At 66.9% G+C, this 19869-nt stretch carries 16 protein-coding genes; 3 read left to right on the top strand and 13 right to left on the bottom strand.

Going from position 1 to position 19869, the window contains the following annotated elements; translation table 11 throughout:
* Positions 1-117 precede the first annotated feature (117 nt).
* Positions 118-1209, top strand: a complete 1092-nt coding sequence (locus tag ACZK4S_RS12875; protein WP_463644529.1) for a glycerate kinase — start codon at positions 118-120, stop codon at positions 1207-1209.
* On the opposite strand, the gene cydC is transcribed toward ACZK4S_RS12875, so the two are convergent.
* The 5 genes from cydC to ACZK4S_RS12850 form a co-directional block, all read right to left on the bottom strand.
* Positions 1193-2815: a thiol reductant ABC exporter subunit CydC gene (gene cydC / locus ACZK4S_RS12870; RefSeq protein ID WP_463644528.1), complete on the bottom strand. Its 1623-nt coding sequence runs from the start codon at positions 2813-2815 to the stop codon at positions 1193-1195. The genes ACZK4S_RS12875 and cydC overlap by 17 nt on opposite strands.
* Positions 2812-4362 carry a thiol reductant ABC exporter subunit CydD gene (cydD, locus tag ACZK4S_RS12865; protein ID WP_463644601.1) on the bottom strand — a complete coding sequence of 517 codons (1551 nt, stop codon included), beginning with the start codon at positions 4360-4362 and terminating at the stop codon, positions 2812-2814. The genes cydC and cydD overlap by 4 nt, the downstream gene beginning before the upstream one ends.
* Positions 4363-4473: 111 nt before the next feature.
* Positions 4474-4800: a rhodanese-like domain-containing protein gene (locus ACZK4S_RS12860; protein ID WP_076062821.1), complete on the bottom strand. Its 327-nt coding sequence runs from the start codon at positions 4798-4800 to the stop codon at positions 4474-4476.
* Positions 4801-4910: 110 nt separating this feature from the next.
* Complete coding sequence (gene cydB, locus ACZK4S_RS12855) at positions 4911-6011, bottom strand: cytochrome d ubiquinol oxidase subunit II (RefSeq protein WP_076062819.1); 1101 nt, start codon at positions 6009-6011, stop codon at positions 4911-4913.
* Positions 6012-6022: 11 nt separating this feature from the next.
* Positions 6023-7504 carry a cytochrome ubiquinol oxidase subunit I gene (locus tag ACZK4S_RS12850; RefSeq protein ID WP_463644527.1) on the bottom strand — a complete coding sequence of 494 codons (1482 nt, stop codon included), beginning with the start codon at positions 7502-7504 and terminating at the stop codon, positions 6023-6025.
* Positions 7505-7582: 78 nt separating this feature from the next.
* On the opposite strand from ACZK4S_RS12850, the gene ACZK4S_RS12845 reads away from it, so the two are divergent.
* Positions 7583-7939 carry a BlaI/MecI/CopY family transcriptional regulator gene (locus tag ACZK4S_RS12845; protein ID WP_463644526.1) on the top strand — a complete coding sequence of 119 codons (357 nt, stop codon included), beginning with the start codon at positions 7583-7585 and terminating at the stop codon, positions 7937-7939.
* 3 nt (positions 7940-7942) lie between these two features.
* Here ACZK4S_RS12845 and ACZK4S_RS12840 read toward each other — a convergent pair whose 3' ends face one another.
* The 7 genes from ACZK4S_RS12840 to ACZK4S_RS12810 form a co-directional block, all read right to left on the bottom strand.
* Positions 7943-9043 (bottom strand): PPK2 family polyphosphate kinase, encoded by a 1101-nt coding sequence (locus ACZK4S_RS12840; protein WP_463644525.1) that lies wholly within the window; start codon positions 9041-9043, stop codon positions 7943-7945.
* Between the two features lie 139 nt (positions 9044-9182).
* Positions 9183-10025: a VOC family protein gene (locus tag ACZK4S_RS12835; protein WP_463644524.1), complete on the bottom strand. Its 843-nt coding sequence runs from the start codon at positions 10023-10025 to the stop codon at positions 9183-9185.
* A 293-nt stretch (positions 10026-10318) separates the two neighbouring features.
* Entirely contained in the window at positions 10319-10777 is a 459-nt protein-coding gene (locus ACZK4S_RS12830) for a GvpU-like protein (RefSeq protein ID WP_463644523.1), read from the bottom strand.
* Positions 10778-10894: 117 nt separating this feature from the next.
* On the bottom strand, positions 10895-12355 hold the full coding sequence (locus tag ACZK4S_RS12825) for an HNH endonuclease (protein ID WP_463644522.1): 1461 nt from the start codon (positions 12353-12355) through the stop codon (positions 10895-10897).
* Positions 12356-12534: 179 nt separating this feature from the next.
* Positions 12535-14568: an ABC transporter ATP-binding protein gene (locus tag ACZK4S_RS12820; protein WP_463644521.1), complete on the bottom strand. Its 2034-nt coding sequence runs from the start codon at positions 14566-14568 to the stop codon at positions 12535-12537.
* Entirely contained in the window at positions 14568-16310 is a 1743-nt protein-coding gene (locus ACZK4S_RS12815; protein WP_463644520.1) for an ABC transporter ATP-binding protein, read from the bottom strand. The genes ACZK4S_RS12820 and ACZK4S_RS12815 overlap by 1 nt, the downstream gene beginning before the upstream one ends.
* Entirely contained in the window at positions 16310-16891 is a 582-nt protein-coding gene (locus ACZK4S_RS12810) for a TetR/AcrR family transcriptional regulator (RefSeq protein ID WP_463644519.1), read from the bottom strand. Before ACZK4S_RS12810 ends, ACZK4S_RS12815 begins: the two co-directional genes overlap by 1 nt.
* Positions 16892-17027: 136 nt before the next feature.
* Between ACZK4S_RS12810 and ACZK4S_RS12805 the strand changes: the two genes are divergently transcribed.
* Positions 17028-19427 carry a hypothetical protein gene (locus ACZK4S_RS12805; RefSeq protein ID WP_463644518.1) on the top strand — a complete coding sequence of 800 codons (2400 nt, stop codon included), beginning with the start codon at positions 17028-17030 and terminating at the stop codon, positions 19425-19427.
* 150 nt (positions 19428-19577) lie between these two features.
* Here the strand turns inward: ACZK4S_RS12805 and ACZK4S_RS12800 are convergent.
* Positions 19578-19869: transposase (locus ACZK4S_RS12800; RefSeq protein ID WP_463644517.1), on the bottom strand; the 292-nt coding region annotated here is incomplete at its 5' end.

Below are 19869 nucleotides of genomic sequence, written 5' to 3'. Positions count from 1 at the left end.
CGAACCGTGGGCAGCCGGGCGCCATCCCAGGGGTTTCCACGCCGTTCCACCGGCGTGTCGGAGGGCGACTGCCGCGAAGTGCTCGCGTTGTAGACCCCCTCCGGGTTACCGTCGTCCATGCGCGTGGTGATCGCACCCGACTCGTTCAAGTCGACCATGACCGCCGTCCAGGCCGCCCGCGCGATCGCGGACGGGTGGGTCGACGTGCGCCCGGCGGACCGGCTGACCATCCGCCCCATGGCCGACGGCGGGGAGGGCACCCTCGACGCGTTCGCCACCCTCGCGGGGGCCGAACGGTTGCCGCTCGACACCGTCGACGCGCTCGGAAACCTCCGGCATGCGTCGTGGGTGCGGCTCCCGGACGGCACGGGTGTGGTGGAGCTGGCCCATTGCTGCGGGCTCACCACGATCGGGCATCTGGCGCCGCGCGAGGCGCACACCCGCGGCCTCGGCCTGGCCATCCGCGCCGCGCTGGACGCCGGCGCCACCCGGCTCCTCCTTGCGCTCGGGGGCAGCGCCTCCACCGACGGGGGCCTGGGCCTGCTCGTCGCGCTCGGCCTGAGCGTGGCACGCGCACCTCAGCCGACCGCGCTCACGGAGCAGTTGGGCAACGCCGCACTGCCGGGGATCACGGCCGTGGAGTGGGCGGGCGTCGTGCCGCCGCCCGAAGGCGGTGCGCTGGTGCTGTCCGACGTGACCAACCCGCTGCTCGGCCCCGACGGTGCGGCCGCAGTGTTCGGGCCGCAGAAGGGCGGCGCCTCCCTGGTGGAGGAGATGGACGCCAACCTCGCGCACTGGGCCGCGTTGGTGGGGGGCGACCCCCGCGCACCCGGCGCCGGCGCGGCGGGCGGCGCAGGCTTCGCGCTGCAGCTCTGGGGCGCCACCACCACCTCCGGCGCCCGGGTGGTGGCCGACGCGATCGGGCTGCGCGAAGCCATGGAGGACGCTGATCTCGTGGTGACGGGGGAGGGCTCGTTCGACGCCCAGAGCTTCAGCGGCAAGGCCGTCGACGTGGTGCGGCAGATTGCTGCCGAGGTGGCGGAGGCGCGGGGAAGGGACCTGCCTGTCGCCCTGGTGGCCGGCTGCCGGGAGGTGGACTTCCACGGCCTCGCCGTCGCGCTCTGGGACCTTGCCGGTGAGCGCGCCCTGGCGGACCCCATCGCAGTGGCGAGGGAAGCGGGACGCCAGGTGGCTATGAGCTTCCGCTGACCACGGGGGAGGCCGACTCGCTGGCGGGGTTCATCCGCACCACCCTGCTGCACAGAGCCACCACGTCCGGGTCGTGCGTGATGACCAGAACGGGCTCGTCCGCGAAGGCGGCCCACACGTCGCGCATCAGCGCGTCGGCGGTCTCGCGGTCCAGGTGCTCGGTGGGCTCGTCGAGGATGATGAGGTCCCGCGTGCCCACCAGGAGCCGCGCCAGCGCGAGGCGACGACGCTCGCCACCGCTGATCGTCGTGCCTGATTCGCCCAGCCGTCGCTGCGGGTCCATCGGCAGCCCGGCCTTCGCCAGTGCGTCGAGGATGGCCCCATCGGTGGCGTCCTTGTCGCCGATGCGCACATTCTCCGCGACCGTGGTGGCGAAGATGTGGGCGTCCTGCTCCAGGTAGCCGACGCGACCGCCCCTCGACACACGGCCGGCCAGCGGGGGGATGAGCCCCATGGCGGTGGCGGCGAGGGTCGTCTTGCCGACGCCGGACTGTCCCACCAGCGCCACCCGCTCGCCCGGGGCCACCGACAGGGAGACGTGCTCCTGGACCACCACGGAGTCGCCGTCGGGCAGCGGCCAGCCGATGGTCGCGTCCTCCAGCAGGAGGCCCGGGGCTCCTTCGCCGGGCACGACGTCTCCGGTGCCGACAGGCTCGGCCTCCAGCACCTCGGAGAGGCGGCCGAGCGCGGAGCGCGCCCGGGTGTAGGTCTGCGCCGCCTGCGCGAAGGTGCCGAGCACCTCGTGCAGCGCCAGCGGGGTGAGGACGAGCACGGCCAGCAGGCGGGGGTCCAGGTCTCCGGCCGTCAGGGCTCCGGTGCCGAACCACAGCGCTGCTCCGACGGCCAGCCCCGAGGCCACGAGCTGGCCACCCGTCGCGATGCCGCGGATCCAGGCGCCGCGGGCCTCCTGCCGGCGCAGTTCATCGTCGATCCCCAGCAGCCTGTCGAGCGCAGCGGCCTCGGCTCCGTAGGCCACCAGATCCGTGGCGGTCCGCGCCAGTTCGCGCACGCCGTCCGCCAGGCGACCCCGGGTGGGCACCGCCGCCAGGTCGACGGCGAGGCTGGCCCGCTGGGTCCACCACGGCAGCACCACCCCGGCCAGCAGCGCGGTCGCCAGCAGCGCGAGGGCGGTGGGCCAGTTGAACACGCTGAACATCACCGTGGTGGCCACGACGACCAGCGCGGCCGAGACGAACGGGATCACCACGCGCACCACGAGGTCCTGGATGGCGGTGACGTCGGCCACGACGCGGGTGAGCAGGTCGCCGCGACGCCTGCCGATCAGGGTGGTGGCGGCCAGTTTCTCGTAGACGCGCACCCGCAGCGCCGTCTGCATGCGCAGCGCCAGGTCGTGGCCGACGGTGCGCTCCAGGTAGCGGAAGACGCCCCGCGAGATGGCGAACGCGCGCACGCCCACGGCGGCGGCCTGCAGGTACAGCACCGGCGGCGCCATCGCGGCGAACGACAGCAGCCAGGCGGAGACGCCCAGCAGCGCGACGGAGGAACTGGAGGCGAGCATCGCCAGCAGCACCGCCAGCAGGAACCGACGGCGACCCTTGGGCGTCGCGTCCATCAACTCCCGGGCCAGGAGGATCGTCTTCCTCATGCCGGCACCACCTCCACCACGCGGTCGGCGGCGGCCAGCACGGCGGGCCGATGGCTGACGATGAGGGCCCCGGCGCCCGTCGCGCGGACGGCCCCGATGACGTGCGCCTCCGTGGCGGCGTCCAGGCCGGCCGTCGGCTCGTCGAGCACGAGCAGCCGCGCGCCGCCGAGCCTGATCCGCACCAACGCGCGGGCCAGCGCTACGCGGCGCCGCTCGCCGGCGGACAGGCCCTCGCCGTCGTCGCCGACGTGCTTGTCGAGGCCGAAATCAGCGCCCGCGTCGGCCAGCGCGCGGGCGAGCTCTGCCTTCGGGGCCGAGGGGTGGCCGAGCGCCACGTTGTCGCCGACGGTGCCGTTGACCAGCCCCGGTTCCTGCGCCACCCACGCCACCTGGGCGCGCCACGAGGCCAGGTCGATGGCCGCCAGGGAGACGCCGCCCACGGACACCGTGCCGGAATCCGGTGTGAGGAAGCCCATGGTCATGGCCAACGTCGTGGACTTCCCGCCCCCCGAGGACCCGCTCAGCGCCACCACCTCGCCGGGCTCCACCCGCAGGTCGAGCCGGTCGACGGCGGGCTCCGCCGCTCCGGGATAGGTGAACGATACGGCGTCCAGGACGAGGGCGCCCGCCGGGGCCGGCAGCGTTCCCGCATGGGTCTGGGCCGCGTCGATCACCTCGAACGCGGCGTCGGCGGCCGCGATGCCGTCGGCCGAGTCGTGGAAGTGCACGCCCACCTGCCGCACGGGCAGGAAGGCCTCCGGCGCGAGAATGAGGACGAAGAGGGCGGTGGTGAAGTCGACGTCGCCGTACACCAGCCGGAAGCCCACCGTTACCGCGACGATCGCCACCGACAGCGACGCCAGCAACTCCAGCGCGAACGCCGACAGGAACGAGATGTAGAGCACCTTCATGGTGGCGCCGCGGTACTGCTCCTCGGTGAGGTCCACGCCGCGCTTCTGGGCCCGGGCCCGCGCGAACGCCTGCAGCGTGGGGAGGCCGCTGATGAGGTCGCCGAAGTGGTTGGCCAACCGGTCGGCCACGGAGTACGAGTGCCGCGTGGCCTTCTCCGTCGTCCACCCGATCAGCGCCATGAACACCGGGATGAGCGGCAGGGTGAACGCGATGATCAGCGCGGACTGCCAATCTGCCAGCAGGATGGTGCCGCCCACGAGCAGCGGCACGGTGAGGGCCAGGCCGAGTTGGGGGAGGTACTTGCTGAAGTAGCCGTCGAGCGCGTCCAGGCCCTGCGTGACGGTGCGCAGCAGGGACGCCGACGACGTGGCCCCCACCGGGGTGGCCAGCCTGGCCGCCAGCACGTCGCGACGCAGCGTCGACTTCACGGAGGCCGCGCTGCGGTGCGCCAGCCACGAGTTGAGCCAGGACAGGAGGCCGCGGCCGAGGAACACGAGGAGCAGCAGCACCAGGGCGGTGCCCCAGCCGGATGGGAAGCCGCCGGTGTCGAACGCCAGGGTGACCCAGTCGGCGATGAGCCTGGCCTGAGCGATCAGCAGCCCCGCCGTGACCACGCCGACGACCACCGTGGCCACCAGGAACCTGCGGGTCGCCTCGGCGCGCTTCAGGAGTCTGGGATGGATGGGTCCGGCCACTCAATCATCCTTCCACACAGGGGAATGTGGGCTGGACCCGGTCAGGGCGGGTCAGCTCAGGCTGGAGTACGCCCCGCCGTCGATGACGTCGGTGAAGCCCAACTCGTCCATCGCCGCCTTGGCCTGGCCGGAGCGGTTGCCGCTCTGGCAGTACACGACGTAGGTGGCGTCCCGGGGCAGCTCCGCCAATTGGTCGGCGAAGTCAGGGGCGTAGAAGTCGATGTTGCGGGCGCCGTCGACGTGCCCGGCGTCGTACTCGTCGGGGGTCCGCACGTCGAGGAAGACGGCGTCGGCGGGGAACTCGGAGGGGGCCTCGTCACCGCACGCGGCGAGGAGGGCTGTCAGGGCCAGGATCAGGGCGAGGAATAACTTGCGCACGGACTCAGAATACCCCCATGGGTATCAGGGTTGTGAAACTTGACCTTGCGGAAACGTCCCGATCGCCCGAATGTGGGCGGACCGGGACGTTTCCGCAAGGCGGATCCGAGTCAGGCGGCCACGTGGACCTCGTCGGGGATGTTCTTCGTCGAGATCCGCTTACTGAAGACGTAGTAGCTCCAGCTCTGGTAGGCGATCACGATGGGAACGAAGATCACCGCTGCCCAGGTCATGATGGTCAGCGTGGTGGGCGACGACGCGGCCGAGAGCATGGTGAGGCGCTCGCCGATGGCGATGGTCTCGTTCTGGGCGAAGCCCAGGTTGCCGTACATCTTCAGGAAGATCCCGACGAACAGCGCGACCACGGTGATGCCGGTGGAGATGAAGCCCCAGCCGTCACGGCCCTTGGTGATCAGCAGCGTGCCCGCCACGATCGCGATGATCGCGACCGCCCCGGCCACCCAGGCGTAGATCGAGAAGTCGCCGAACTCGGAGGTGGCCGGCCAGAAGATGTTCTGCCCGATCACGAAGAGCGCGACGAGCGCAGCGGCCAGCCAGCCGACCTTCGACGCGAACGCCTTGGCCCGGTCGTGGATGATGCCGCTGGTCTTCAGTGCCAGGAACATCGAACCGTGCACCAGGAACAGCACCACGAGCAGCACGCCGCCGAGCAGGGCGAACGGCCCGAAGAGGCCCCAGAAGGTGCCGTCGAACAGCGGCGCCGGCCCCACGGGGGTGTCGACGGTGGCCTGCGGCAGACCCACGACGAAGTTGGCGAAGCCCACACCGAGCACCAGCGACGGGATGAAGGAGCCGATGGTGGCGAACCAGTCGAGCATCGAGCGGTACTTCGAGTCGTGGTGCTTCGAGCGGTACTCGAACGCCACGCCACGCAGGATCAGCCCGACGAGCACGAGCAGGAGCGGCAGGTACAACGCGGAGAACGTCGTCGCGTACCAGCCAGGGAAGGCGGCGAACATCGCGCCGCCCGCGGTCAGCAGCCACACCTCGTTGCCGTCCCACAGGGGGCCGATGGTGTTGACGATGACGCGCTTCTCCTTCTCGTTCTTGCCGAACACGGGGATGAGCATGGCCACGCCGAAGTCGAAGCCTTCGAGGAAGAAGAAGCCGATCCAGAGGACGGCGACCAGGACGAACCAGACGGCCACGAGGATCGGGGTCTGAACGGTGGTTTCAAGCAGATTCAACATGTCTCAACCTGTCAGTAAGCGAAGCTCATCGGGGCGTCGGCATCCGTCTGTACCTCGACGGGGGCGACCTCTGGGAGACCGGCCTTCGCGTACTTGAGGAACAGCCACACCTCGAGGACGGCCAGGCCGCCGTAGAGGAGGGTGAAGACGATCATGGAGAACAGCACCTCGCCCGCCGAGACGGAGGCGGAGACGCCTGCCTGGGTGGGCAGCACGCCGGCGACCAGCCACGGCTGGCGGCCCATCTCGGTGAAGATCCAGCCGAACGAGTTGGAGAACAGCGGCAGCAGCGGCATGGCGAACATGAGCAGCGTCCAGAGCAGGCTGTACTTCGGTAGGCGGTCCTTGCGCACGCTCCACAGGGTGAAGGCCGCGATCGCGATGCCGATGAAGCCCAGGCCGATCATGAGCCGGAAGGTCCAGTAGGACACGGCCACGTTGGGCATGGGGTCCACCTCGTAGTTGGCCTGGAGTTCGGCCGCGTACTGGGTCTGGAGCGTGGTCTTGGTCTCGTCGAAGCGCTGGAAGCCGTTGGCGGCGTACTCGTCGCGCAGGTTGTTGATGCCCTTGACCGTTTCGTGGCCCGAGAGGGTGGACAGCAGGCCGGGGATCTTGATGGCGAAGACTTCCTCCGTGCCCTCCAGGTTGCCGATCGTCACGATGGAGAACGAGGCGTTCTCCTCCGTGTAGAACAGTCCCTCGGCGGCGGCCATCTTCATGGGCTGCACCTCGGTCATGATCTTGGACTGGAGGTCGCCGGTGAAGATGACACCGACGGAGGCCACGAGCAGCACCCAGGCGCCGAACTTGGTGGCGAACCGGTAGGCCTGCGTGTCGCCGGGCTTGGCCTCGCCGTCGCGGTTGATCCTGGCCAGGTGCCAGCCGCCGATGGCGGCCAGCAGGCCGCCGGCCACCATGTAGGCAGCGAAGATGACGTGGGGGAACGTGACGAGGAACACCGGGTTGGTCAGCACCTGGAGGAAGCCGTCGACGCCGTCGAGTTCGGCGCGGCCGTTGTTGAAGATGGTGCCGACGGGGTGCTGCATCCACGAGTTCGCCGCGAGGATGAACACAGCCGACAGCATGGTGCCGAACGCGGCCATGTAGATGGCCATGAGGTGCAGCCACTTGGGGAGCTTGTCCCAGCCGAAGATCCACAGGCCCAGGAACGTGGACTCGAGGAAGAAGGCCAGCAGCGCCTCGAGCGCGAGCGGGGCCCCGAAGACGTCGCCGACGAAGCGCGAGTACTCGGACCAGTTCATGCCGAACTGGAACTCCTGCACGATGCCGGTCACGACACCCAACGCGAAGTTGATCAGGAAGAGCTTGCCGAAGAATTTGGTGAGGCGCAGGTAGGCGTCCTTGCCGGTGCGCACCCACAGTGTCTGGAGGACGGCCACGAGCATTGACATGGCGATCGTGATGGGGACGAAGAGATAGTGGTAGACGGTGGTGATCCCGAATTGCCACCGTGCGAGAATCACAGGATCCATGGCCGCACGGTACTACTTTGCGTCGTACTTCGACAACCTGTCGCTAAAACTGGGGCGAGTAGCGCCTATGCTTGGCCCATGTCATCCAGGGGTGAACTCGAGCAGCGTGTGATGGAGGTGCTCTGGGCCGCACAAGCGCCCATGAGTGTCGCCGACGTGCACGCCAAGCTCTCCGAAGAGCGGGAGCTCGCGTACACGACTGTGATGACCGTGCTCGACCGTCTGGCGAAGAAGCAACTGGTGGACCGCGAGCTGGTCGCCCGCGCATGGCAGTACACGCCGCGCAGCACGCAGGCAGAGGTCATCGCCGCAGACATGCTGCGCCAGATCGACGGCGTCGAGAGCTCCGTCCGCGTGGACGCGTTGAGGCTGCTGATGGGGTACCTGCCCGACGACGAGCGCACCGCGCTGGAACGCCCCGTCGAACTCGTCTGAGTCCTATTCCCCGACGCCGCTACCGCGTTGGTCGAGCAACTCCCTCTTGTGCGCCAGCGTCGCGTCGAGATCCGCCAGGAGCGCTGCCCGCTTCGCCTCCACGTCCGCGACGGCGGTCTCCCGCACGTCCCGCGGCTCGGCCTGGGTACGGATCCGGGCGGCGTCCTCGGACACTTCGAGGCTGTTGTCGATCGCGTCGCGCACGGTCTCCTCGGTGTCGGCGAAATTCTCGGCCAGCGCCTCGGTGCTCATGGTCTCCGCCAGGCGGGCGCGTTCCCGCTCCGGCGTCCACCCCTCCTCGGGCTCCGGCCAGCGCAGGTTCATGTCGATGAGGGTGCGCAGCAGGATCTCGGTGACCGCCAACCGGGAGTACCACTTCCGGTCCGCGGGCAACACCATCCACGGCGCGTAGCCGGTGGTGGTGAGGCGGAAGACGTCCGCGTAGGCCTCCTGGAACTCGTCCCACTTGGCTCGGGTGTCGAGGTCGCCGGGGTTGTACTTCCACCGCTTGTCCGGCCGGTCGATGCGCTCCATCAGTCGCTTGGCCTGCTCGTCCTTCGAGACCATCATGGCGAACTTCAACACCACGGTGTCGTCGTCGACGAGCTTCTGCTCCCACTCGTTGATCTCGTCGTAGCGCTTGGACCAGACGTCCTCCTCCACGATGCCGTCCACCCGCACCACGAGCACGTCCTCGTAGTGGGAGCGGTCGAACAGCCCGATGAGGCCGGGCGGGGGGAGGGCCTTCTCGACGCGCCACAGGTAGTGGTTGGCGCGCTCCTCCTCGGTGGGCACCCCGAAGCTGGTGAGCCGGATGCCTTGGGGGTCGAACAACCCGAAGACGTGGCGGGCGATGCCGCCCTTGCCCGCGGTGTCGAGGCCCTGCACCACGACGAGGATCTTCTTCGTGCCGCCGGAGCGACCGTGGGCGAAGAACCGTTCCTGGAGCTCGTTCAGCAGCTTCTCGTTGCCGGCGATGTACTCCTCGGCGTCGTCCTTGCTGCCCTCCCAGCCCGGGGTGGAGTTGCGGTCGAACGTGGCCAGGTCGAAATCGGGTGTGACCCGCAGCGCGTACCGGGGGTCCTGGCTCCAGAGATCGGTCATGGGGAGTCCTTTCGGGAGGATGACCCATTCTTGCGCGCTGAGGGCCGCTATGGGGGCTATCGCGGGCCCCGGGATGCCAAATCCAGATCTGGGGTCATGAGTGACACCGAATCTAGATTTGGGGGTCTCCCTGGGTTCGTCAGACGTCTGCGGTGAGGCGGATCTCGTTGCGCCACGGGTCGAGCACCGTGAGGGTGCGCCCGTCGTGCGTGGGGGCGAATCCGGCCGAGCGCAGGCGCTCCTCGGCCTTGGCGACCTCGTCGACGGTGGGCACGAGGATGTCCACCACGCCCATGCCCAGCGTGTTGGCACGGGGGCCGGCGCCGGCGGAGTTCCACACGTTCATAGCCATGTGGTGGTGGTAGCCGCCGGCGGACACGAACAGCGCCTGGCCGCCGAGCAGGAACGTCTGGTTGAAGCCCAGTGCATCGACGTAGAACCTCTGGGCCGACGCCACGTCGCCCACCTGAAGGTGCACGTGGCCCAGCTCGCCCGCCTGGCTGGTGGGCTGGTCCGTGAGGTGGGTGCGCACGAACTTCTCGGGGTCGATGTAGAGGGTGCTCATCTGCACCTGGTCGCCGATCCAGGTCCACTCGTCGCGGGGGCGGTCGTGGTAGAGCTCGACGCCGTTGCCCTCCGGGTCTGTGAAGTAGAACGCCTGCGACACCAGGTGGTCGCCCGTGCCGGCATAGGTCTCGGGGTACTTGGTGTACATCGACACCAGGGTGCGGGCCAGGTCCGGCAGTTCGTTGTACAGCACGGCTGTATGGAACAGGCCGGCGGCGCTACGCGGCGCGGAGCGCAGGTCGCGGGATTCGGTGAGGCGGACGATGGGGGTCTGACCCAGGCCGAGCGTCACGGCGCCGGGCTCGTCCGACAGCGGGACGAGGCCCACGCCGTCGGTGTAGAAGGCGAGCTGCTGCTTCAGGTCGCGGACGCGCAGCTCGAGGCGGCCCATGTGCGTTTCGGGTGCGAGAGTCATGCCTCCAGCATACGGTTGAAAGTTAAACTAATCAAATCGCGGTGAGGCTTCACACCCAGCACTGGCCATCACTGTTGCGCCCAGCGCTGACTTTGAGGCCAAGGACGGCGTCGAACCCAGCAGTCGCCCGAGGCACGGGATGTGGCGAGGTCCTAAGCCCGATGCCGTACCCCGCGAGCTGCCGCCCCAGGCCTGGGCGGCCGCCAGCGCGTTCGTCATCGCGGACGTTCTCGCTCCCTGAGCCAGCCCGCAGCGGCAGGTCGGGGGAGAGGGCATGGCTCCCCGGGCTCACGTCAGCCGAGGTAGGTGCCCCAGTGCCATCCGTCGACGCTGGAGAGCTTGCCGCGCCAAAGCAGGTTCCCCTCCGGAGGGAGCGGAGAGCCGGAACCGAAGTAGGCAGCGTCCATGAGGTGGATCTCGTCTCCCGGCGCGGCTCGTTCGGGGTCTTCTTCCGTTGGCGCGAAGGTCCTTTCAATGGCTGCCGCTACGAGTTCCAGTCCTCCGCCGGCGACGTTGCTCTGGCGCAGTTGCTGCGCGGCCAACGTCGCCCATTGCCTGACTCCGATGAGCGTGCCCGTGATGATCTCCCCCTGGACGCTGAGGGTGATGCTCAGCGCGCAATCGGCATCTGCACTATTGAACGTGCGCACCAGAGCGAGCAGCAGTGGGTCGGTGCGGGCTGCGGCTGTACCAGTGTGGGCGAGATCTCTGCTTGCCACATCGGCTTCGCGGGTGGTGGTTGTCTCCGTCATTGTTGTTTCCTTGTCTTGGAGGGATGCTGTTGGCGAACGTGAAGGACGGCGAGGAAGCCCGGTGTTGAAACGCACGCTGGGTACCTCACTTTCCCCACGGCGTGGGAGAGCGCCGCCTCAAGCGGGTTGCCAGATTGCGGCTGTTCTCGCGACGAGGTCGTCGAGGTGGCTGAAGTCTGCAGGCCGGTCCACAGGTTCATGCCCCGTGACGACGGCGCCGGTGCCTTCCGGTTCGGCGGTGTCGGGTTCGTCTGGGCAGGGTGGTGCCTTGGCGGAGGTGAGGTGTTCGCGTAGGAGGTGCCTGCGGTTTTGTCTGGGTCTCCGGGCCGGGTCGACATGCCGGGGTGGGGTGAACCAGGCCATCCCGGTGTCCGTGTCGAGGTGGACCTGCCATTGTGATTCGGCTGATTGGTGTGGGTCTGGTTCGACGAGCCGGTGGTGGTGGGGACACAACAGCACTGCGTTGGTGATCGACGATTCTCCGCCTGCCCACCAGGGGACGATGTGGTGCGCCTCACACGAGGCAGGTCTGGCGGTGCAGCCGGGGAACGCGCAGCCTCCGTCGCGCAGTGCGAGGGCGGTGCGGATCCCTGCGGGGAACAGGCGGTGTTTGCGCCCGACGTCCAGGGGTTGTGAGTTGGTGCCGAGGACGACGGGGATCAGGTCCGCGTCGCAGGCCAAGTGTCTGGCGTCGGCGGCGGATAGGCCGCCTAGGCTGTGGCCGCCGAGCACGTCGACGCGTCCCAGCCCGGTGAGCAGGGTGTCGTAGTTGACGGTGATGTGGACCTGTGGCCGGTCCCCGCCGTGGGCGGGTAGTTCCCCGGTGGCGGCGGCGGTGTGGACCAGGATCATCAACGCGTCCGCGCGGCGGACGGCGGGGCCGGAGGGTTCGTCGGAGTCGCGGTACGACGATGCTGGCGGCGTCACCGCGTCCAGTTGGGCGGCGAGGAGTTCCGCTTGGGCGGTGGGCAGCAGGCCGGTGAAGCGGGAGGCGCCGTGGTGATCTGGGGTGATGGTGAGGTACCGGTTGCGGTGGGCGGCGCGGTCTTGGGCGTCGAGCCTCTTCTTGTCTTCGGCTTCGGCCCCGTCGGGGTCGATCACCCGGAACACGTGACTGGCCAGCTCCCGCAACTCGTCCGGGCCGAGGTTGTGGACCTCCGCCAGGACGGAGCGCTGGCACAGTTCCACCTCCGCACGCGTCACAACGTTGGGGAGCTTCCGGAGCCCGGAGACGATCGCTTCGGCCTGCGCCAACGAGATCTCCCCGTCGTTCAACGCCGCAGCGATCAGCGGGAACCGCTCCCCGAGATCCAGCGCCAGCTTCAGGGAGGCGGTGGCCTGGGCGGTGGTGGTGCGCACGGACTGCCGCACCCCCTCGACCAGAGCTTCGTCGGCTGCGAGGCGTGCGTCGTGCAGCAGTCGCAGCCGGGCGCCTGCGGCCTGAGCCTGGACCTCGTCCAACAGTGCCGCGAGCTGGGCGCGACGCTGGACGTCGGCTTCCGGGTTCATTCCCAGCGAGCCGATGTCCTGCCACAGGGCAGCCATGCCCTGCAGCAACACTTCGCGCGTCTCGTTCATACGTACCATTAAATAAGAACGCACTGACAAAATCGCTCAAGTCGGCGCCCCTCTCCGAAAACCACCCCAAAGGGTGGGCGCAGTTTAGAACGAAGGAACCCCCGGACCCGTGGGGGCCTGGGTCAGGCCCCCCGTGCCCGGGGGTTCCGGCGCGCGCCAGCGGTGCGCGGATCTACCCGTCAGTCCTCGATCGCCGCCGCGAACTGCGACTGGTACAGGTCGTAATACGCACCCTCGGCTGCCAGCAGTTCGTGGTGGTCGCCCTTCTCGACGATGGCCCCGTCCTCCATCACGAGGATGAGGTCTGCGTCGCGAATGGTGGACAACCGGTGGGCGATCACGAACGACGTGCGCCCGGTCCGCAGCGCGGCCATGGCGTGCTGCAGCAGCAGCTCGGTGCGCGTGTCCACGGAGCTGGTGGCCTCGTCGAGGATGAGCAGCGCAGGGTCGGCCAGGAACGCCCTGGCGATCGTGATGAGCTGCTTCTCGCCCGCCGACACGTTCGAGCCCTCCTCGTCGATCACCGTGTCGTAACCGTCCGGCAGCGAGTGCACGAAGCGGTCGACGAACGTGGCCTTGGCGGCCTCGATGATCTCGTCCGGGGTGGCGTCCGGGCGGCCGTAGGCGATGTTGTCCCAGATGGTCCCGCCGAACAGCCAGGTGTCCTGCAGCACCATGCCGATGTTCCGGCGCACCTCGCCGCGCGGGAGCATGGCGATGTCCACGCCGTCGATGGTGATGCGGCCGCTGTCGAGGTCGTAGAACCGCATGATGAGGTTGACCAACGTGGTCTTGCCGGCTCCGGTGGGGCCGACGATGGCGACGGTTTGGCCGGGCTCGGCGGCCAGGTTGAGATCGCGGATCAGCGGCTTGTCGGGGGAGTACGAGAAGTCGACGTGCTCGAACTCGATGCGGCCCGTCACGTTGCCGGGCGCTCCCGCCTGGCCTGCGCTCTGCGCCTGGCCAGACTCGGCGAACGTGTCGAGCCCGGTCATCTCTTCGGCGTCCAGCAGTTCGAAGACGCGCTCCGCGGAGGCGACACCCGACTGCATGAGGTTGGCCATCGACGCCACCTGGGTCAGCGGCTGCGTGAACTGGCGGCTGTACTGGATGAAGGCCTGCACGTCGCCGATGTTCATCTGTCCCGTGGCGACCCTCAGGCCACCGAGCACCGCGATCACCACGTAGTTGAGGTTCCCGACGAAGAACATCAGCGGCATGATGATGCCGGAGATGAACTGGGCGCCGAAGCCGGCCTTGTACAGCTCGTCGTTGCGTTCGGCGAAGACCGCCTCGACCTCCTTCTGGCGGCCGAACACCTTCACCAGCGCGTGGCCCGTGAACGCCTCTTCGATGTGCGCGTTGAGCTCACCCGTCGACTTCCAGTTCTGCGCGAACAGTTTCTGGGAGCGCTTGCCGATGATGGCCGTGATGAGCACAGCGACGGGGATGCTGACCAGGGCGACGAGTGCCAGCGTCGGCGAGATCCAGAACATCATGATCAGCACGCCCACCACCATGAGCAGCGAGTTGAGCAGCTGCGACAGCGTCTGCTGCAGCGTCTGCGACACGTTGTCGATGTCGTTGGTGACGCGGCTGAGGACCTCGCCGCGGGGCTGCTTGTCGAAGTAGCGCAGCGGCAGCCTGTCCAGCTTGGCGGAGACGCGCTGGCGCATGTCGTAGATGGTGCGCTGCACGGCGCCGTTGAGGATCCAGCCCTGGAGGTAGGAGAACGCGAAGGACGCCACGTACAGCGCCAGCACCAGCATCAGGATGCTGCCGATGGCGCCGAAGTCGATGCCTTCGCCGGGGACGAAGTTGAGGTTACGGAGTAGGTCGGCGAACTCGGTCTGCCCCTGCGCCTCGGCGCCCTGGATGATCTGTTCCTTGGTGGCGGTCGCCGGGAACTGCTTGCCGACGATGCCCTCGAGCATCTTGTCGGTGGCCAGGCCCAGGATCTTCGGGCCGACCACGCCGAGCGCGACGGAGAGGGTGCCCAGCGCGATGGCGGTGATGATCCAGGCGCGCTCGGGCCGGAGGTTGCGCAGGAGACGCCGCGCGGAGACGCCGAAGTTGGCGGCCTTCTCTCCGGTGCCCATGCCGTGGCCGCCAGGGCCCATCTGGCGGCCGGGGCCGTGCTTGGGGCGCTCGTTGGCCTTGACGGGCAGGGCCATGTCGTCGTCGGGGTTCTGGGTGGTGGTCGTGTCGGTCATCAGGCCGCCTCCTCCGCGCTGAGCTGGGATTCGACGATCTCTTGATACGTCGGGTTGCTCTCGAGGAGCTCTTCGTGGGTGCCGCGGCCGACGATCTGCCCGTGGTCCATGACCAGGATCTCGTCGGCGGCGGTGATGGTGGAGATGCGCTGGGCGACCACCAGCACCGACGATTCGCGCGTCACCGGGGCGAGCGCGGCGCGGAGCCGTGCGTCGGTGGCGACGTCGAGCGCGGAGAAGGAGTCGTCGAACACGTACACGCCGGGCTTCTTCACCAACGCGCGGGCGATGGCGAGGCGCTGGCGCTGACCGCCGGAGACGTTGGTGCCGCCCTGGACGATGCTCGACTCGAGCTGCCCGTCGCGTTCACGGACGAAATCCGCGGCCTGGGCGACGGTGAGCGCCTCCCACAGTTCGTCGTCGGTGGCGTCCGGCTTGCCGTAGCGCAGGTTGCTGCCCACCGTGCCGGTGAACAGGTACGGCTTCTGGGGGATGAGGCCGATGCGGGCCCAGAGGTCGTCCGGGTCGTAGTCGCGCACGTCCACGCCGTCGACGAGGACGCGGCCGCCCGTCGCGTCGAACAGGCGGGGGATGAGGTTGACGAGCGTCGACTTGCCGGCGCCGGTGGAGCCGATGATCGCCGTGGTCTTACCGGGGGTGAGCGTGAAGGAGACGTCCTTGATGACCGGGGCCTCGGCGCCCGGGTAGGCGAAGCTTACGCCGTCGAAGACTACGTTGCCGCGCACCATGGTCGCCTGCTGCGGGTGGGCCGGCGGCGCGACGGAGGACTCGGTGTCGAGGACCTCCATGATGCGGTCTGCGGAGACGGCGGCGCGGGGCGCCATCACCAGCAGCATGGTGGTCATCATCACGGAGATGAGGATCTGCATGAGGTAGGCGATGAACGCGGTGAGCTGGCCGATCTGGATGTCGCCGGATTCGATGCGGTGCGCACCGAACCACATCACGCCCACCGTCGAGAGGTTCATGATGAACCCGACGAAGGGGAAGAGGAAGGCCATGAGGCGGCCCACCTTGGTGGTGACGTCCACCAGTTCGGCGTTGGTCTTCTCGAAGCGGACTGCCTCGTGGGGTTCGCGGACGAACGCGCGCACGACGCGGATGCCGGTGATCTGCTCGCGGAGCACGCGGTTGAGGGAGTCGATGCGTTTCTGCATCTTCTCGAACAGCGGCCCCATGTTGACGATGAGCACGACGATGCCGATGCCCAGGATGACGACGGCGGCCAGGATGATCCAGGACAGCCCGGCGTCTTCACGCAGCGCCATGAACACGCCGCCCACCATGGTGATGGGTGCCGAGACCAGCATGACCGCGGTCATGAGGACCAGCATCTGCACCTGCTGCACGTCGTTGGTGTTGCGGGTGATCAGCGACGGCGCGCCGAACTTGTTGAGCTCCTGCGTGGAGAAGCTCAGCGCGCGGTTGAAGATGGCGGTGCGGACGTCGCGGCCGAACTGCATGGCCGCGTTCGCGCCGGCCCAGACCGCGCCGATCTGCGCGGCGCCCTGGACGGCCGACAGCAGCAGCATGATGCCGCCGGTGCCCCAGATGAAGCCGGGGTCGCCCTTCACGACGCCCTCATCGATGATGCGGGCGTTGAGGGTGGGGAGGTAGAGGCTCATGATGGTGGCGATGGTCTGCAGCACGATCACGATGGAGAGGAGGCCCCAGTAGGGGCGGATATAGCGGTTGATGAGCCGCGCCAGGCGGGAGAGCACTAGTTGGCCTTTCGGGCGCCGGAGAGGGCGAGGGAGGCGAGGGTTTCGGGAGTGAGGGCTGCGGAGCCGTGCGTGTAGTTGAACACGTGGCCCAGCGCGATGGTGCGCAGGAACTCGACGTAGGCCTGGGGCTCGATCGAAAGTTCGTCGACGTGGGGCTCGAGCTGGCCGAGGAGCCAGGCCTCGAGTTCGTCGCGGCGAGCTTCGAGTTCGTCGCGGAGGCAGGCCCCGCCGTCGGACTCTGGGCTGTGGTGGACGGTGTGCAGGAGGTTGCGGATGTCGGCCATGCGCTGGGTGAGGATGGCGATGGCTGCGTGCGACTTCGAGAGGAGGGTGTCGCCTGGTTCGACGGCGGCGATGTCCCGCTGCAGACGTGCAGCTGAGAGCGCCTCACGCGTGGTGGCGGCGATGAGGTCGGGGAGCGAGGTGAAGGCACGGAAGATGGTGCCCTCAGCCACGCCGGCGGCCTCGGCCACCTGCTTGGTGGTGAGGGAGGGTCCGTGTTGGAGGAGGAGGGGGAGGGTCGCCTCTACGAGGGAGGCTCGTCGCTCCTGTGGGGGCATGGGGGTCGCGCGGGTCACGGATCAAGTGTAGTGAGTGAGAACTCACTCAGCAACCGATGCCCGGGCATACATCGGATCCCATCCTTCCACCCCGCGACAGACTCCATGCCGGGACGAGTTTGGGTAGGATCCCGACAACACGCAAGGGGGCGGAATGGCCAAGCACACGGTCGAAGATCTCAAAGTCACATACACCGACTCGGAATGGCGTCGCAGATTTTCACAGATATGTGACCTGATTGAAATCTTGGCGGATTCTTTTATCGCTGACTCATATTCTATATCCGACGAACTGAACAACGCCATCTCTCTGTCACCTAGTGGGGTGGCAATTCGCGATAAACTAATCAAGAGGGAGAATGTACCTCCCAAAGAAGCGAAACTCATGTGCTTTCTCAACGTCGGCCACGAGGAGTTGTTCATAGACGTAGAAGGAACTGACATAGCGCGCTTGGCCGAATCGATTGGAAAGGAACTGAGGGATGGACGACTAAAGTTTCCATTCATCTTTGGGCGGGAGCTGTATGACGCCTTCGCAATGAAGTATGAGGAGGAGAAGTCGACTTTGAACGTCGAGGAGACCCAGGAGCTTCTCGCGAGTCTCCCGCCGGGTGTCTTCCAGTACGGTGCGTACACCATTGGTCCTTACGGTCTGCAGGTTAGCCCTGCCGTCCGCCATTTGCAGGCCTCGCGGCAGGTCCCTGCGTACCATTGTGCGGATGCCCTCTGCCCGGTAGTCCACCATGCCACTTTGGAGACGTCCCCGAATGCGCCTATCAACAAGCACCGTGAGAAGATGTCAGCCCTGCTCAAGAAGGCGAGCGGTGACCGATCTGAATGGTGGGAGTTTGTCTCCGAAATCAACGGTTATATGGATGCGCACTTTGCGGACAAAATGAGTGCCGTAACCATCCCGCTAGTGGGAGATGCCCTGGATGACCAGGAGCTCAAATTGCTCATTGCTGATCTTATGGATTTTACGGGCGGACGGTTGCGTGAAGCAGTTGTGTCGTTCTTGAATGTCGGCTCATCCGCTACCGCTGTAGAGTCGATGTCACGCGCGCAACTCACCCAAGTCGCCTTGTTCGCAGAGGAAGACGATATTTCCGCCTCTCTCGATAGGCTAGTCCGTAGCCGCGCCATCAGCGTTCCCCGGGGTGAGGTTCGACGGCCAGTCATCAACGACAGGATCGCGTCAGGAGCATTCAGGTTGCGCGCAGAGTTGGGGCAATTCGGGGTAAGGTTCTCGTCCACGATGCCGGGGTTCGGCCTACTGAGAGAGCGACGACTCCTCGACCGGCTATATCTTCGCGATGAGGCCACCGATGTGGCAGAGCTGGAGTGGCAACTCCGTGGCGTCGACGTGGATGATTTGGACGAGCGGTTGGAATCCTTTTTCCAACGCACTCCTCCCCGTCAGGTGCTTGAGAGGTTGGTGCTAGCACGGCGCACCAATATGGTAGCTGCCTGCGAGGAGGTCGGCCTGGGTGATTATGACGGCCTCACTGACCGTGAACTCGTGGACGCCGTGCTTTGGAAACTTGGCTTTGAGGTAGCCACCGACGAGGATCCTCACTCAAGCTTCTGGCGGAGACACGAGCGGCTGTGGGCTTTGACTCAGTCGTCCGAGATCGGCGGATCGGAACGCTTCTTGGAATCCGCGTCTCCGTATTTCACGGAACTTGAAGGCTTGTTGCTTGACTCACTAGCATTCACCAGTTGGGCCCTGGTGCACGATCATCTTGCGACCGAAACGCCCTTCACCTACGACGAAGAGGAGGATCGACTGCAGGGCCTTAGTACCATGAATACGGTAGCGACGAGTCCTGCCGGTTCTTGCGATTTCACTGGCGATCGCGTCGATCTCGCTAATCTTGCGTCGGGGTTTAGTGCGCTGAGTCGATTCTTGGGTGAGTGCAGGGAGCGGAGTGAAGATTTCATCAGGGCGACCGATCAGTTCCCGCTTTTCGCGGGTAAAACCGATATAAAGGAGTTCCTTTTCTCGTCGACTTTACCCTTCCTCAATTTGACGGAAGCCAGCCAAAACCGGATTGCTCAGGGCCTCAAAAGGGTGACCCGACTCCTAAGTGAGGGAAATGTCGCGCAGGTGCGCAATGATTATGCTCACTACCGTCGTTCAGCGCCGGATATCTCAAAGCTCGAAGCCGCGTTGGAGGCGAGCCGTCGCGCGCTGACTCTGATTGAGACGTTGGGTTTCTGTCGACTCCTGTTCGTCCCCCTAAGCGTCGAGAGAGACCGATGGGGGAGAAGTGAGCATAGGTTCGTGGGTCCGCGCAGCTTCGAGCACACGTTCTCGCGGCCAACTCGCTTCGATTGGATGGGAATGCCATATCTATCGGAGCCGTTGTACTTGTTGCGTTCTGCCAGCGTCAACGGTGCTTCGGAGGTTCTTCGCTTCACGCGGCGATTCCGGAGTCCGTACGCAGATATGTGGAACGAGTTCCCTTCCCGTCGCAGAAAAACCCGCTCGGCGCCAGGTGACCAAAAAGACGCTGTCAAGGAGCCGTCGGTCGCAATGGCGAACTATAGTTGAGCTCCATCCCGGATTCGGCCTGCGCTTGGACGCGGCGTTGAGTTGCCATTGTGGGATCCTTCCGCTGAAGTGACTTTTTCCCCGATGACGGTGGGCGTGGGCTTCGCAGTGTTCGCGCAGTGATGGCTGCGCTGGGGGGTAAGTGGCTCATCACAATCCAGGGTGTAGTCGGGGTCTGAATCCGCCGGTCTCGAGCAGTGATCTGGCGATGTAGTTGGTGAGGTTCCGGAAGCCGAGGGCTGATCCGCGGAGGTGTTCGAGGCGGCCGTTGAGGGCCTCGGTGGGACCGTTCGAGGTGCCGGGCCGGTCGAAGTAGGCCAGCACGTCGTCGGCTCGCTTCTTCAGTGTTCGGCCGAGTGTGATCACCTCGGTCAACGCGGCGGGGACGCCGTGGCTGACCGAGGCGATCAGGCTGGTCATCAGGGCCCGGCCTCTGGTCCGG

The sequence above is a fragment of the Tessaracoccus zhenghani genome (genome assembly GCF_055326325.1).
This window is presented reverse-complemented; position numbering and strand designations above follow the sequence as displayed.